This is a genomic window from Planococcus sp. RAB007_Raresut, from assembly GCF_057369535.1.
Map to the genome: position 1 here is coordinate 1 of NZ_JBXYIF010000014.1, position 15,319 is coordinate 15,319.

The 15,319-nt window shown below is 45.0% G+C and carries 17 protein-coding genes; 12 read left to right on the forward strand and 5 right to left on the reverse strand.

Annotation, left to right across the window (positions count from 1 at the left end):
• Window positions 1-169 precede the first annotated feature (169 nt).
• On the reverse strand, window positions 170-1,540 hold the full coding sequence (locus AC2Q9J_RS17205; protein ID WP_499041868.1) for a primase C-terminal domain-containing protein: 1,371 nt from the start codon (window positions 1,538-1,540) through the stop codon (window positions 170-172).
• A 1,076-nt stretch (window positions 1,541-2,616) separates the two neighbouring features.
• Here AC2Q9J_RS17205 and AC2Q9J_RS17210 point away from each other — a divergent pair.
• The 3 genes from AC2Q9J_RS17210 (at window position 2,617) to AC2Q9J_RS17220 (ending at window position 4,218) form a co-directional block, all read left to right on the forward strand.
• Window positions 2,617-3,426: a ParA family protein gene (locus tag AC2Q9J_RS17210; RefSeq protein WP_112224887.1), complete on the forward strand. Its 810-nt coding sequence runs from the start codon at window positions 2,617-2,619 to the stop codon at window positions 3,424-3,426.
• A complete protein-coding gene (locus AC2Q9J_RS17215; RefSeq protein WP_499041871.1) occupies window positions 3,419-3,883 on the forward strand; it encodes a hypothetical protein in 465 nt (154 codons plus the stop codon). Before AC2Q9J_RS17210 ends, AC2Q9J_RS17215 begins: the two co-directional genes overlap by 8 nt.
• A 158-nt stretch (window positions 3,884-4,041) precedes the next feature.
• Window positions 4,042-4,218: a hypothetical protein gene (locus tag AC2Q9J_RS17220; protein WP_499041872.1), complete on the forward strand. Its 177-nt coding sequence runs from the start codon at window positions 4,042-4,044 to the stop codon at window positions 4,216-4,218.
• Window positions 4,219-4,228: 10 nt separating this feature from the next.
• Here AC2Q9J_RS17220 and AC2Q9J_RS17225 read toward each other — a convergent pair whose 3' ends face one another.
• Together AC2Q9J_RS17225 and AC2Q9J_RS17230 are read right to left on the reverse strand one after the other, a co-directional pair.
• On the reverse strand, window positions 4,229-4,492 hold the full coding sequence (locus tag AC2Q9J_RS17225) for a hypothetical protein (protein ID WP_499041873.1): 264 nt from the start codon (window positions 4,490-4,492) through the stop codon (window positions 4,229-4,231).
• Entirely contained in the window at window positions 4,476-4,709 is a 234-nt protein-coding gene (locus AC2Q9J_RS17230) for a hypothetical protein (RefSeq protein WP_499041875.1), read from the reverse strand. Before AC2Q9J_RS17230 ends, AC2Q9J_RS17225 begins: the two co-directional genes overlap by 17 nt.
• 221 nt (window positions 4,710-4,930) lie before the next feature.
• Between AC2Q9J_RS17230 and mobQ the strand changes: the two genes are divergently transcribed.
• The 7 genes from mobQ (at window position 4,931) to AC2Q9J_RS17265 (ending at window position 13,025) form a co-directional block, all read left to right on the forward strand.
• Entirely contained in the window at window positions 4,931-6,991 is a 2,061-nt protein-coding gene (gene mobQ / locus AC2Q9J_RS17235; RefSeq protein WP_499041876.1) for a MobQ family relaxase, read from the forward strand.
• Window positions 6,992-7,019: 28 nt separating this feature from the next.
• Complete coding sequence (locus AC2Q9J_RS17240) at window positions 7,020-9,005, forward strand: VirD4-like conjugal transfer protein, CD1115 family (RefSeq protein WP_499041877.1); 1,986 nt, start codon at window positions 7,020-7,022, stop codon at window positions 9,003-9,005.
• Window positions 9,006-9,025: 20 nt separating this feature from the next.
• On the forward strand, window positions 9,026-9,250 hold the full coding sequence (locus AC2Q9J_RS17245; RefSeq protein ID WP_112224882.1) for a hypothetical protein: 225 nt from the start codon (window positions 9,026-9,028) through the stop codon (window positions 9,248-9,250).
• Window positions 9,240-10,862, forward strand: coding sequence for an ArdC-like ssDNA-binding domain-containing protein (locus tag AC2Q9J_RS17250; protein ID WP_499041878.1), 1,623 nt, complete (start codon window positions 9,240-9,242; stop codon window positions 10,860-10,862). The genes AC2Q9J_RS17245 and AC2Q9J_RS17250 overlap by 11 nt, the downstream gene beginning before the upstream one ends.
• Before the next feature lie 151 nt (window positions 10,863-11,013).
• Entirely contained in the window at window positions 11,014-11,337 is a 324-nt protein-coding gene (locus tag AC2Q9J_RS17255) for a hypothetical protein (protein WP_499041879.1), read from the forward strand.
• Window positions 11,338-11,873: 536 nt separating this feature from the next.
• Window positions 11,874-12,332 (forward strand): JAB domain-containing protein, encoded by a 459-nt coding sequence (locus AC2Q9J_RS17260; RefSeq protein WP_372868148.1) that lies wholly within the window; start codon window positions 11,874-11,876, stop codon window positions 12,330-12,332.
• 216 nt (window positions 12,333-12,548) lie between these two features.
• Window positions 12,549-13,025, forward strand: coding sequence for a hypothetical protein (locus AC2Q9J_RS17265; protein ID WP_499041880.1), 477 nt, complete (start codon window positions 12,549-12,551; stop codon window positions 13,023-13,025).
• 172 nt (window positions 13,026-13,197) lie between these two features.
• Here the strand turns inward: AC2Q9J_RS17265 and AC2Q9J_RS17270 are convergent, their stop codons facing one another.
• Both AC2Q9J_RS17270 and AC2Q9J_RS17275 read right to left on the reverse strand, forming a co-directional pair.
• On the reverse strand, window positions 13,198-13,656 hold the full coding sequence (locus AC2Q9J_RS17270; RefSeq protein WP_499041881.1) for a DUF5348 domain-containing protein: 459 nt from the start codon (window positions 13,654-13,656) through the stop codon (window positions 13,198-13,200).
• Window positions 13,657-13,923: 267 nt separating this feature from the next.
• Window positions 13,924-14,220, reverse strand: a complete 297-nt coding sequence (locus AC2Q9J_RS17275) for a YolD-like family protein (protein WP_499041882.1) — start codon at window positions 14,218-14,220, stop codon at window positions 13,924-13,926.
• Between the two features lie 201 nt (window positions 14,221-14,421).
• Here AC2Q9J_RS17275 and AC2Q9J_RS17280 point away from each other — a divergent pair, with 201 nt between their 5' ends.
• Window positions 14,422-14,745 (forward strand): ArsR/SmtB family transcription factor, encoded by a 324-nt coding sequence (locus AC2Q9J_RS17280; RefSeq protein ID WP_499041883.1) that lies wholly within the window; start codon window positions 14,422-14,424, stop codon window positions 14,743-14,745.
• A 40-nt stretch (window positions 14,746-14,785) separates the two neighbouring features.
• Entirely contained in the window at window positions 14,786-15,043 is a 258-nt protein-coding gene (locus tag AC2Q9J_RS17285) for a hypothetical protein (protein ID WP_101801513.1), read from the forward strand.
• Window positions 15,044-15,319: the final 276 nt, after the last annotated feature.

Consider the following 15,319-nt stretch of genomic DNA (forward strand, 5'->3'; position numbering starts at 1 on the left):
GTCCTTACAAAACCGATGAAACCGAATAATCCCCTGCCAAGTATCTTTTCACTGAAAAGGTGCTTTTTTTGTTCCCCCCAACAAGATAAAAGAGATCGCTGGATACACAACCGATAACCAGGAGAAAAACGGACCCCCGTATACAGATATGTATTGGCAGACTGGACAATTAACTGGAATTGAAATTTTTACCATTTATGGTGGCAGCATCAGGGAATCCCACAAGGCGTTCCATTTGGTAGTCCAGTTCTCGCAGAACGAGGTGATTGGCTGGTTCTGTTGCGAAGAGCCGGATTGCTTCGATGTACACCGTGCTGTGTTGCTGCTGGTAACTGAGCGCACACTGAAGAAGCACCGCAATCGAGGTCAATCCTGTCTGCGCTGCCCGGCCTTTTCCTTTTCGTTTGACCAGTATGTTCTTGGATTTCCGGATGACTTCATTGAACGTACTGCGAGGGATTCCGATCTCTTCGCACAAAGCCGTCTGCGTGGACCATTTGATGGGCTGATCGATGCTCGCGGCTTTTTCGATAAAGGCGAGCACATCTTCTTCCCATTCGCTGTAATGACTGCGGACGCGGTCTTCCCGGTCTTTTTTGTGTTTGTACCAGCCGCCCATTGGATTGTGGATCGCGATTTCCTTGCCGGTGCCCCATGCTTCCAACAGCTGCTGGATGTATTCCGAATGCGCACCCTTGAACCGGCCTTTATAGGCGCTCTTGACGATTTTCCGCACTTCGCTGTGTCGTATAGGCGAAGCCAGGGACGAGTTGTATTCATCCAGAAGATCGAGCGTTTCATCCTGCCCTTTCCCGGCGCTGTAGCAAGCCAAGGCGAGGGTGAACATCAGGTTGTCCCGGCCAATCTGCCCTTCGCCTCCTTTTACGTGACGCGTGGCCAAGAGTTCCTGGAACCATTCGGTCTGTGTGGGATTCAGCGTTTCATTTTTTGAAGGCAGCACAAAAAGCCCTCGGCTTTGATCATCATCCTGGCGTTTGGACCAAGCGATCAAGCTGCCGAAGTCGTAGACCATCTCTTCAGAGAACCAGCGCACGTTGTCTTCTTTGGGAATCCGAAAAAAACCGAAGTCATTGCAGGAGATGTCGACTCCCTGCAAAACTCCGGCGAGACTACGTTTGATGTTTTCTGAGATGCGTTTGGCCACTTTCAGTCCGCGGAAGTCGTTCTGGTTGCTGATGAAGAGAGGTTTTTCGAGCACAAAATAGGCTTGAAAGCCTTTCGGTGTCTCCAAGACCAGTGTCGGGATGCCGATGCTGTGATCCAGTGCAGCCGTCAGGATTTCCGTGTAGGGCTGTTTTTTTGTGTCGATATCCACCACAAAGGTATTGATCTGCTGCAGGTTGCTTTCTTCATGTCCCTTGACGAACCGCCTGGTTTTGTCCGAATACCTCAAGTAGTTCAGTACATTAGGATTCCAGTGAGAAAGTTCAAGACAATCCTCCAAGAGGGTTTCCTTTGAGGTAATCACATACCCTTTGACACCGAACGGTGTAGCCAGATCCTCCTTAGAACGTGTCACACAGATGGCACCTTTTTTATGTTTTGGGAATTTTTTTTTATCTTTTACGACTTTGGGGAAAGCTGCCTTTGAGTTTTTTGTCTTATATGTATTAATACCTTCATGAAGCACCAGATCAAATATGTTACTCATATTTACCACAAAGCATCCCCTCCCCGTCTTATGCCAGCTCTTCTAAGTTCTTTATATTCTTTAAGCTAAAGCAAGGGGAATGCTGTGTAAATAGCGGTAAATCAAGGTTTTCGACGTGACAGAAGTAGATATTTCCACTTTTCTACCTGTGCGAGAATGACACTCTTTCTCGCACAGGTAGATATTTCTACTTTTCTACTTTTGTTGGAATGAAGTTCTTCCTCGCAGAAGTAGATATTTCCACTTTTCTACTTTTGTTATTATAATTCTCTTTCTCGCAGAGGTAGATATTTCTACTTTTCTACTTTTGTTGAAGTCTTTATCATTCTCGCACAGGTAGATATTTCCACTTTTCTACTTTCGTTAGAATGATTTTCTTTCTCGCAGAAGTAGATATTTCTACTTTTCTACCTGTGCAATTATAATTTATGAATTTTAGAATTAAGTAATTTACTAAAAGCTGGTTTAACAGCAAAAATCAGTACTCTTATTTTTTATTTAAATAACAAAAGTAGATATTTCTACTTTTGTTAGAATGATTTTCTTTCTCGCAAAAGTAGATATTTCTACTTTTCTACTTTCGTTAGAATGATTTCCTTTCTCGCAGAAGTAGATATTTCCACTTTTCTACTTTCGTTAGAATGATTTTCTTTCTCGCAGAAGTAGATATTTCTACTTTTCTACTTTTGTTAGAACTATTCTCTTTCTCGCAAAAGTAGATATTTCCACTTTTCTACTTTCGTTAGAATAAATTGCATTCTCGCACAGGTAGATATTTCTACTTTTCTACCTATGTATAGTTAAAAGACCAAATATTACAATTGTGTTACATTTTATTTATTATTCTCACAAACTTCTACTTGTGTTATTATCAGAAATATACAGAAGTAGAAGTTTGTTAGGTAGAAGTTTGTAATTAACAAAAAATTCTAGGAGGAATATTGATGGCAGCCAAAACAATTGTAGTAGGCAACTTTAAAGGCGGCGTTGGAAAAACCAAAGTCTCTGTAATGACCAGTTGGGAATATGCAAATGTACATAAGAAAAAGGTTCTCTTGGTCGATATGGACCCCCAAGGGAATGCTAGCACTTTAATTGCCCGTTCAGCAGGTATAGAAGAAATAAACAAAACAATCTTTGATGGTTTCAAAGAGGGGAATCTTCAAGACGTCGTTGTAAAAGTGACAGAACATCTTGATCTTATCCCGGCCGCAGTTTCGTTTAAAAACTTTTCGAAGTTTCTCTATCAAACCTTCCAAAACGATTTGGAACAAATTACTCTTTTAAAAACTTTGCTCGAACCTTTAAAAGCAAATTATGATTATATTTTCATCGATGTACCACCAACCATAAGCGATTACTCTGACAATGCTATGATGGCTTCCGATTATGTTCTAATTATTTTACAGGCCCAAGAACTTTCCCTTGAAGGTGCAGAAACTTACGTGTCATACCTGCAGTTTATGGCAGATGAATATGAAGCAGACATTCAAGTTCTTGGGGTTTTACCAGTTCTTTTAAGAGCTGGTGGACGTGTGGATCAGAGTACGGTCGAACGAGCAACCGAGCTTTTCGGTGAAGACAATGTCTTCAAAAATGTCATAAAGCATTTAGAGCGCTTAAAAGCGTGGGATATGACAGGGATTAAAAATGAAGATCATCACGACCGTAAAGCACATCAAACGTTCTTAGATGTAGTAGATGAAATTGAAGAAAAACTTGCAAGGTTTGAGGAGGAAAGCGTTCATGTCTGAGAGTTCAAAGAAGGGACCCTTGATTAAGAAGAAGACGAAATCAAGCACTCTTGAAAGACCTAGACCTGTAGTTATTAGCAGTCAAAACGACTTCAAATTCACCAATGAGAAACAAAACTTTTCACAGCCAGCAAACAATCCAGTAGTTAACGAAGAGAAAACTGAACCACGTGCTATATTACCAGAAAAAAAATCGACAATTCCTGTTCCCGAAACAAAAACAAAAGCACCTCGTAAAGTAAAATCCGTAGTAGGAAAAAATAATAATGTAAAGTCAATTAAAGTTCCCCATGACCTTCATGTTCAAATTGGCGTACTTGGTAAGTTCATGGATGAAAATAAAACATACGCTATTATTTCTGAACTTGTTGAGTATTACACTAAGAACGAATTGACTGATCGCCAGCAAAAACAGTTTGATTATATGACTGAGTTTTTTAACGAACAGGACGAGTAGAATCGAAATAATATAACTTAACAAATATCTACCTTGCACAGGTAGATATTTCTACTTTAGTTAGGTAGATATTTGCTAAAGTAGAAATTCAAAATTATTCTTATTTATTTGATTAAGCGTGACTTATTTTGTTTCTATAGCGAAGTGGGAGGTAGGTCATGGCGTATCTTATCCGATCAACGAATGGTGTAATTCTGAGTGATGAAGAACAGGAAACTGTTTTCTACACGAAAAAGGAAGCGCAAAACCAACTTGATTTTTTAACGCTGCACACCACAGAAGAGTGGAAGTTAATTCCGCTTGCTGAACACCATCATCCAAACCAAAAGGGCTGAGAACCATTTCTCAGCCCTTTTTCATATTCCCTTTTACAAATGCCGAGAACGTCTGGAAGACTTTCTCCCGTTCGGCCACGGACAGCTGTTCCAATCCGAAGTACTTTTCGGCCAGTGCGCCGGTCTCGATTAACCGTTTGGTCCGCGCTTTTCGCTGTTCCCAGCTGGCTCTCCGTTCGGCTTCATTTTGAAGCCGGTTCTTTTTTCTTTTCAACTCTGTAATGCGCTGTTTCAGTTCCTTTGTCTGATTCAGATGATCACGGCTGCTGCTCATGTTGATCCCACTTTTTATTCCCGTCTTCTTTTCGGTTTACTTGAACCGCGAGCTTTTGAATCCATTCAATGGCTTCCTGTTCCGATTCCACATTCCAAGCCTTGAGCACTTCCTGGCCGATGTTTTTGTGCATTTGCTGTTCGATCATTTTTTGCTTCTCTTTCAGTTTCGCGATTTGCTCTTCGATGCTTGTGATCTTTTCAATATTGTTTGCCATGGTTTTCACTCCTTTTTTATCTTATATTTAAATATATTAACATATATCTTAATAAATTCTAGAGAAAAGGGAAAATTTATGCTACAATAAATCCGAACCCAAAGGGAGAGTGCCCAGTTATACACCACTTCGTGGTGCCTGGGGAAAGCGCCTTCGGCCTTTCTTTGTCGCCTTCGGATGTTTTAAGATAAAAGAGTCTGTTAAAAAAGAGGTGAGAGAACGTGAGCTACTTCCGTCTGCAAGCCAACATCATCAGCAAAAAATCCCAATCGGCCGTGGCCAGTGCCAGTTACCGGAGTGGGGAAGACCTGTATTCCGAACGCGACGAGGAAATGAAAAGCTTTAAACCGCGCGAAGTGGCTCCGGTCTCTTTTCTCCTGAAGCCGGATCATGCGCCCGCCTGGACACTCGACCGTGAAAAGCTATGGAACGAAGTCGAAAAGAAAGAGAAAGCGTGGAACGCGCAGCTCGCCCGCGAGATCTTGGTGGCCTTGCCGGTTGAGCTGTCGGATGAGCAGCAGCACGAGCTGGTCAAGTCGTTCGTCAAGGAAGACTTCGTGGACGAGGGGATGGTGGCGGACGTCTCGATTCACCGCGACAAACTACATAATCCTCATGCCCATATTTTGCTGACGGTTCGTCCGTTCAATGAAGATGGCAGCTGGGGACAGAAGAAAACGCGACAGTATGAGTACGATGAAAAAGGGGACATTCTCCGGACAGATGACGGGAAAAAAGTGTTTCAAACCGTTCCGTCTACGGACTGGAACGAACGCGAAACCCTCGTGAAGTGGCGCATGAATTACGCAGAAGCCATCAATCAATCCTTTAAGGAGCATGGCATCAAAAAGGAAGTTTCGGCACTCTCATTTGAAGAACAGGGACTGGACCAAATCGCGGAAGTTCGGCTCGACCGAAACGAATACCAATACGTCAAACGAATGGAAGAAAAGGGACTGGAAGCGAAGACGTTCTACCACCAATTGAATCAGGAAATTCGGAAAACCAATGCCGAAATCAAACAGCTGAATCAGCAAATTGCTTTCCTTTCAGACAAGCAGAAACCGCTGGATGTTCAAGCCGTTCTGCATCGACATACCGTCGAAGTCACGGGTCAGCTGGACGCCGATTACCAGAAGAGCCTGCGGTTCATGGAAGGGCGCCTGAAAGAAGCACCGACCTTCCAAAATGTGCACAAACAACTGGAAGGACTTTACCGCTGGGAAGAGCGATCGCTTGAACCGAAACAGACCGAAGCGGCTGTGACTCATGCCATCTTGACGGCATCCCACCAAGCGAACGCTAAACGCGATTCACAAGCGTTAAAAGCGCAAGGATTCTCGCTGCAAGCATTCCCATCACTCTTTGGCGAGCGGTTGGATCTGTTTGATCAACTGGAACAGGCAACGGCCAAATCAGCGAAAACCAATGAAACCGTCACGACCCATGCGGAACGCGCTTACCGGGTGCAAAGTCTGATTGTCCATAATGCGTTCCAGGAAATCTATCCGGAAATCGATGACCGGTTCCAGACGAATGACCGGACGGCTGACTTTAAAGCAACTGTCTTGGAAGCCATTCGGAACGAGCAGTGGGAACACGTGCCACAATCGGAAGAAATGGACACGCACTTGCAGCTGCATGAACTGCAAAAGGCTGTGGATCATGCCGAAAAAGCGAGTGAACAAATCCGGATCCAGTCGCTGATGCGCAATAAACTGGGCGCTGAAAAAGAGAAGCTGCTGCAGGGTGGAAAAGACTTGGATGCCATTTACCAGACCTCCATCAAACTCAACACCGCACAGCAATTGATCGGCCGTTACCAGGAAAAAGCCACGCACTTGGACAAGCAATTGAATGAACTGATCCGGCAGACGTTCCCCGAAGCAAAAGAGAAATTACTGCAGCAAGTACAGGCGCTGCCGCTGGAAATGAAGTCGGATCTCTTGAAGCATTACACGGAAAAAGCGAAGCACCACAAAGCGCCGGCGCTGAACGAATGCCTGAAGCGTGCACAAACCGAACAGGACAAACGCAGTGCGGCCTTTGAAGAGTACCGAAATCAGCAAAACAGCCGGTTTTATCAAGGACTGGATGACAAGCAACAGGCACTCGTCCAGTTCCCGAACGGCCGAGCCAGTTCCGAACTGCTGGATCAATTGATGCGGCAGGCGGCACATCCGAACAACTACCAAAAAGAGCCGCAGCAAACCGCCAAAATGAACCGGAAAGGCCGGAATACGCGCATGCGGCGTTACCTGGGACTCGAAATTGACATGTAAGAGAAAATGATTGAAAGGCGTGAGCATCATGGCGAAAAAAACATTACGGAAAGGGGCCGGCGTAAAAATCGGCGTCACGTTCCTTCTCTCTTTAGTTGTCGGCTACACCCTGACCGGGGTTCTCCGGTTTATTGCGGAAAAAAGAGCACTAGATGGCTTGCTACTGGATATCAGTGGCACCATCCGTTACCTATTGAACGATGCCGACCCGCAATCGCAGCTGTTGGTGGCGATTCTGTCGGTTGTCTTCTTCGGCTGGTTTCTGTCCAAAATGCGCTTATTTGAACACAAGTACGAAGATGCCCATGATTTCGGCGTCCACGGTTCGGCCCGCTTCACGCAGCCGCACGAAGTCATCGACGGCAAGCACTTCTCCAAACGGAACAAATACCACAAATCGAATCCGGAAAAGACGTTGGCTTCACTGGAAAACGGTTTGATCGTCGGCCGGGTGCCGGACAAAAAACAAGTGCTCCTTATTCCGCATTCGACAAAAATCGACAACCGAAACGTTTATATCGTCGGTTCCAGCGGAAGTGGGAAAGGGCAATCCTATGTGATTCCGAACTTGCTCAACAATAAGGAAGAAACCTTGATTGTCACCGATCCGAAAGGGGAGCTGTTCGACCAGACCGCTGCCATCAAGCGTGAACAGGGCTACCGGGTCTATCAGATTGATTTCATCAACTTCCAACAGGACGGCTACAACTTACTCGATTACGTCCTGGATGATCAGGACGCGCAAAGCGTGTCCGTCACGATTGCGAAAAACTCCACCAAAGACGGCAAAGAAGACTTCTTCATGGAACGGGCACAGAAGATGCTCGCCGGACTCATCGTCTACTGCAAGACCGAAATTCCGAACGCCAGCATGCAGGATGTGCTGGATGCTTTCAATGAAAAAGTGGCGCCGGATGAAGACACTTTCCGGGAATGGGTGGACGAAGAACTCGGAACCGGCCATCCGGCGTACCAGCTGTTAAAAGGATTGACGACGCTTGGCGGCAATACACGCGCCAGTGTGACGTCTTCCTTCGCTTCACAGGTCAGCATTTTCACCTTGAAGAAAATCAGCGACATGACCCGGACGAGCGATTTCAACTTCCGGGAGTTCCAGGAACAGAAAAGCGTGCTGTATGTGAAGTTGCCGATGGACGAGAACCCGTTCACTGCACTCACATCCGTGTTTTTCGACCAATTGATTGCCCAATTCTACAAGATGGCCGATGAAAACAAAGGCAAGCTGAAGATTCCGACCATCTTTTTGCTGGATGAATTCGCGAATATCGGCAAGATTGAAAAATACGGCCGGGTGTTGGCCACGTGCCGGGGTCTCGGGTTGTCCATGAATACGATTGTGCAGGACAACGGCCAGATCGAATCCATCTACGGCAAGGAAATGGCCCGTTCCATCCTATCCAACCACGATACGCTGCTATTTCTCCGCAGCAAGGACATGGAAACCATCAAGTACTTCTCCCAGCTTGCCGGTGAAACGACCGCCAAAGTGCAGACCGGCTCATCGAGCCAAAGCGGCGGTTTCCTAAGCGGGAAATCCAGTGCCAGCCAAAGCCAGTCGGAACAATACGTCAAACGCTCCCTCATTCCGGAAGGCGACCTGTCGAGCATTTCCCGGGAAGATTGTTACCTGTTTGTCAGCGGACTTCATCCCATGAAGCTGCAAAAAGCGTGGCAGTCGGAAGTCTTCGGGGATTACGTGGAGAAGTATCAGGCAGCGCATCCTGAACCGGAAATGGAACCTAAACCAGAAGTCCAGTGGCCGGTTCCTGAAAGCGAGACGGCTGAACCCGACGAACCCGTGGCACTGGCTTCAGGCGGAACCACCACACGCGTGATTGAAGAAGAAATCAATCAATCGGATCTGTTCGATCTGGATTACGAGGAAGAGGAACTCGAAGACCATCTGGATTCCGAGTCAGCGCCTGAAAACGAACCAACGATTGAAGAGCGCTTGAAAGAAAAAGAAGAAATCGATCTACGGACGCTTTTATAAGCAGAAAGGGAGGAACACGGATGCTTGTGACCATCAGCGACATCATCGCAAGTGATAAGCGGATCTTGAGTTTCTATGATCCCGTGCCATTTGAGGCGCTCACGTATGAAGGTGTGCTGGATCTTGAAGAAGATATCCAGGACTACGCCATCACCTGTTACACCCCCGTCCGGATCCCCGGACAAATGGAACCCCTGTACGAGGCTTGGTACATCAGAAAGGATGTGATTGACTATGTCGACTAAACTGGACCTGACAGAAATCAACACGCGGCTCGAGAAGAACCTCGAAGAGCTGTTCAACAATGACCGGTTCCAGGACATGCTCGATGTCATGGCAAGCGGCCATCAGTATTCCTTCAATAACGTCCTGATGATTGCCGCCCAAAAGCCGGAAGCCACAATGGTGCGCGGTTTCAAGCAATGGCAGACGCTCGGACGCCATGTCAACAAAGGGGAAAAGAGCATCGACATTCTCGTTCCATCCTTCAAGAAGGTGGAAGTCCAGAAAATCAATGAACAGACCGGCGAAGTGCTGCGCGACAAGAACGGGGACCCGGAGTCTGAAGTTAAACAGAGCATCACCGGATTTATGATCGGAAAAGTCTTTGATGTCTCGCAGACCGACGGCAAAGAGATTCCGAATGTCCGTGATTTCATCCAAAAGGACCTGCAGTCGGCAGAGTCCTTGACGGAACTGTATGACCGGTTTATTGACCGGATCAACCAGAATGATCAGATTTCCCTGAACATCCAGGAAGAAGCCCATCCGATGGAAACGTACGGCGGTTACTACAACCGGCAGACGGATGACATTGTCATCAATACGGCGGTTTCCATCACTGCGGAACAGAAATTCCGTGTGTTGATTCATGAATATGCCCACAGCCAGCTGCACCACCGGGAAAACGATTTGAAAGACCTGCCAAGAGGCCACCGCGAAGCACAGGCCGAATGCACGGCGTATATCGTGTCCCAGTATTACGGCTTTGATACGGACCTTTCGTCCACCGGCTACATTGCCACGTGGGCACAGGATTTGAATTTGGCCAAGCAAGCCATTCAGGAAGTGCAGACCGTCTCTCGGGAGACCATTGAACAGCTTAACTCCCTGCAGAGCGAGAAAATACAGGACTTCTACCAATCAATCGATCCGGAACAGACAAAAAAGGATATCGAAAACAAGCACGCCATTTCACTCGATGACCGTCCGACTTTGCAGCTGCTGGATGCCAAAAATGGACTGGTGATCTATGCTACTGCCGAACAAAATGAACGGGACAATCAATTTTTCTTCCGGACCAACACAAACCGGATTGTTTCTCTTCAGGATGTAGATGAACGGTATCGGATTTTGAATGTACTGGAGAACAAAGGCGAGCTCGTGAAGGAATACCAGAAAGCCGAAGATTTCCTGAAAGTGACCAAGCTTGAGGATGGCAAATACGCCGTAACGCTGGAAGGCGGCGATAGCACGCAGCGCACCTTCAATAAAAAGGCAGAAGGGGAGCAATTCATCCAAAAAACCGCACTTGCCCAGTCTTTGAATACCGACCGGTTCCTGAGCCGGACGCAGCACAAAGACACGCAGCACCTGCAAAAGCTGAACAACAAGCACTTGAACGAACGCCTCGGTGCCGTTCTCAAACAGAAGAATTTGAAAGCGGAAACCCAGCACGGCGTGACGATCGGCTGGCAATTGGTGAAAAATCCGCGGATTCAGTCGAAAGACGAGCTGCAGCAGCACATTGAAGGAATGAATCCGAACCATGCCCAAACGAAAGAAGTGGCGTCGGCCTTCAAACAGCTGAACACAGCCGAAAAAACCAAGGACAAAGAGAACGAATTGGAACGATAATTAACCGAAAAAGCAAGAAACGAGGGTGCAAACACTTCGTTTCTTGTTTTTTTATTTATTTGAAAGAATATTCTAAACTTTTTATATTACTTTTGACTCATTTCGACTATACTTAGGAAAAAAGCCAGATTTTGGTGGAATGGAGAATCGCATGAAACGTTTACCGACCGTCAGCAAGGCAAAAAAGGAAATTGAGTTTTTACAGGAGTACGTTTTTTTAGCCGAAACTTATCAAGCTGGAAGCTTGCAGGAACAGATTATTCAGCTGTACGCCTTCACGGGAAGCATTCAGAAAGTCACGGACCAACTAAACGCGGAACGTGAACAGGAAAAATTATTGCCGATCGATGCAAAGGTTGTCAGCGAAGTCATCCAGAGCAGGCCGATGGATCCCTTACATAAATTGGTGAGAACCAATTACCTCAATAAAACCCGGCCCGCAAGACAGCGCAGTAAAATGTACGCAAAATGGTGAACGTTTAACAGAGAAACCCTGTTCGATGCCGGATGGCACGCGTTCTCCTAACAAAGCACACGACGCTTTGCCAGGATCCCTAGCGTGTCGCTTCCCTCTAAAAAGACCGATAATCAGGGGCTGTACAACTCTGTTTACAGCCCCTAGATTCCTGGTCTTTTCTTCACGAGGGAACGAGCCGGAAACCCTGAAACAGACAAGCAGAAGGCAGCCAAATGGCTGCCATTTTTATATTTTTTGCTTTTGGCCACCGGAGCGTACCCATTCCCAGCCTGTCTAAGCCGGAAACAGCGGCAGATTCCTTGGCTTGCGCCCTACCACTGTTTCAGGCCAAGACAGGAGCCGACTGAAGAGCAACCCCTCAGTCAAGGGGCGAAAAACTTTTTCAAATCTTGCTGCGCTGAAAAACTTTTTGCGCTGGGACCCTTGACTGGTCGGCTATGGGATGGGTCCGTCCTACTCACCAAAAGGCAAAAAATAATCCCTTTTGGGACATTGACCGCCCGGCGGACCAAAACAAAAGGAGAGCGATAAAAATGAAACTTGAAACCCTTATCGAAGTGACCCGAATCAAAATGGAAATCAAAGAAGTCGAGGAAACGTACCGGAACATGATGCCGAACCGGATTCATTCTGCTTCCGATGCCATTAATTTTGCGAAAGCACTCATTGGTGATGAAGACCGGGAAATCTTTTTAGTCCTTTGCCTGAACACAAAAAATGAAATTACAGCCGTTCACCGTTGCCATACCGGCAGTATAAACGCCAGTATTGTCCATCCGAGAGAAGTGTTCAAATCAGCCATCCTGAACAATTCCGCAAGCATCATCGTCGCCCATAACCATCCATCCGGAGATTGTCAGCACTCACCCGAAGACATCGCCGTTACGAAACGCCTTGAGGAAGCCGGAGCCATCATCGGCATTGAATTGCTCGATTCCCTCATTGTCAGCCACAAAGACGGGGTTTCCTTAAGGGAAAAAGGAATTATATAAGACACGAAGGGGGAGATTCCCCCCTTTTGTTTTTTGTAAAAACTCATTTTTAACGACTGCAGACATTTTCTAAAAAACGCGGCCACCCGGAAGAAGTCATCTTCCAGGTGGCCGAACATCCTTTAAAGCAGAAAAGGTAGTTTGTTGAATCATTCAACAAAACTTGCTATAGTAAAGAAAATAATGTTGAATCATTCAACAACAGGAGGGAACAAGATGAAAAAAGCTACTGCTAATCTTTTTGACAACTTCCCAAATCTTGAAGATTATATTTTTGAAAATGAAAAAATAACGGACGCATCCAAATTAACGCAACATGAAAAGACGATGGTCGGACTTGCCCGATTTTTCGAATTTAATGAAGCCTTTGATCTCAATCAATTGTTTAGAGAAGTGGACCCGGAATGGATTCCGTTCGCACTTGACCAACTCCAAACCTATTTTTACGAGGATACGTATCTGACTAAAAAACAAAAACCGCTAATGATTAAGGATTCCGCAGATCTCTTAAATCAAACAGCGTTTGCCGAACTGATGAACGCTCATGGCTTTAACATGGATTCAAAAAAAATCCACATGCAACGAAAAAGAGGAAAATTGCCGAAAGAAACGCTGGTGATCAGCGGGCATCCCTATTGGCTAAAAGAAGAAGCGGAACGTTATATTGCAGCAAATCAAAAGACAGACACCTAAGGGGTCTGTCTCTTCTCTTACCTATTGTTTTCTTAACGCGGATTGCAACGTTACTGAAACTATCTTATCCATGATGAGTGTTTCAGCAGTCTCGCTTATGTTAAGCAATCAACATTTGTTTGTATGTATGACTGAAGTGGTTATCATTCAACGTGTTCAATCCGTTCAGCTGTCACCTTCTCAGGCGTGCCGTCATGCCATTGATGGGTGTTTCCCGGCCTAAAGCCACTGCGTAATAGTCATCGCCGTTATGTTCGATGGTCGTCTGGATCCAGTACATTCTGTCATCTTCATCCTCGTCCTTCACCAGAAGTTCGATGTTACTCCCGCTTGTGAAGTAATCCCCGTTCAGCATTTCATAACGGCCAGCGGAATTATGGAAAACTGGCCCTTCTGAGATGACGTCTTTGGAGAGGTACTCCAGTTTCCGGTGGATATCGTCCAGCTTTTCGGCCAGCCCACGGTATTGCCCAATTAAAAACCTTTCGTCCAAATCCCGACTGTAAGCAATATTTTCCCCGTCATCCCCTAACCGGTAAAGCAGATCATGAAGCTGTCTCTTCAGTTTTTCAAACTCTTTCTGTGTATCCTCCAATGAAATCGCTGTACTGCTTTTTGAAAAATAACTCAAAACATCAGCTCCCTTATACATTTTCGTGTGGCCATTCAAATTCTTACACCATCATTTTATTAGGATGACTTTCTGCTGAAGGCGAAAAACTACCTCCTGCATTTTTGACAGATAACTCAATCTACTTTCACTATACTCGTTTCAGGAACAGACTTCCAGGTCTTCTCCATCATTTTCAAAGCAGGTAAAGTCCACTCATTAGTTAAAACAACATGCCGGAAGTGAACGTTCAGCAACTGCAGCTGCCAACTCAAGCAACCGGGTGAATCAGTCCAGCATATGCATGGAAGTAATCGTATCAATCGCAAGCTGCCATTCGCCAAATGGATCATCGTAAGTGACGATTCGCTGGGTGTCATCTATTTCTCGAATTGTGCATCGATGGAATTTGAAATGACGGTCTTCCCAGGATTGAATGAAGACGGTACATTGACGATCAAGGGCAACGATCAGCATATCCCAGATGGCTTGTTTCTCATCAGCACTGAGCATCGGCTGCGGGTCACTTTCCGAGTGATTATCAGCATCCCAGGCATGCTGCGATACGAACAGTCCCTCCCACATTGTATATCTTCTTTCATTTTTTGGATTACTACTCCTTTTTTCTTCCATAGACCATTCCCCCCTCAAAAAGAACACTTGTTCTTATTATACCCATAAAAATTACTGACTGAACTATTTCCAAGAACTTTATTATTTCTTTATATCGCCCTTGATTATAAGTTACACGTGTAATATATTTATTACAGGAGGTCTGATACATTAATGGTTAATCATTTGTCAGGTGATCAATTGCTAAAGATGTTGGAGGCCTTATCCAATCCTTATCGGCTAAAAATCATTGCAGTTCTCTATGAGGAACGGCAGTACGTTAGTCAGCTTGCAAGAGAACTGGGAATCAGCAGACCGTTACTCTATCTTCATCTTCAAAAGCTTGAAGATGCTAATTTGGTTAAAGGGCAACTTGAAGTCTCCGAAAATGGCAAAGCAATGAAGTATTTTGAGCTAAACCCGTTCACACTTAATTTAAATGAACAACTAATTTTCGACTTGTCAAAAACCCTGACACTAAAAAGAAGCAATAATTAGCGTTTCTTACTATGAATCTTTGCATATTGGAGGAAATAAAATGAGTAATTCATCAGATAGTAGTTGGATTGATTTTTTTACGTTTGTACCGTTTTTACTTCCATTGATTCCTCTGCTTATCGGTCTTTTCATCCTTATTTTTATCGTTCGAGCTATTCGACGCATGGAGCGCCGAGCCGAAGAACGTTTGGAGTTGGATCGAAAAAATAACATTTTGCAGCAGGAACAAACGAAAAAAATGGATGAATTTAATCAACGTTTAACAGGTATTGAGCTTATGCTTAAAGAAGTCGAATAAAAAGAATTGGGGAATGCAATCAATTAAGTTGCATTCCCCAATTCTTTTTTATGTCCATATAACACTTCCGATAAGCGATCATATGTAAACTGGAATGAAGGAATTTATCGCAGCCGGATTTACTTCAGAGAAAAGTAACTTCAATTTCTCTTTTGTTACTTTATAAATTTGCTACAGGTTTAATAAAATCTCTTTTCCGTCATGGTACAATTTAGAAAATCTGTAAATTAGGGATAAGGGTGAACTCCATGACCATCGGTGAGGTTATCAAATATT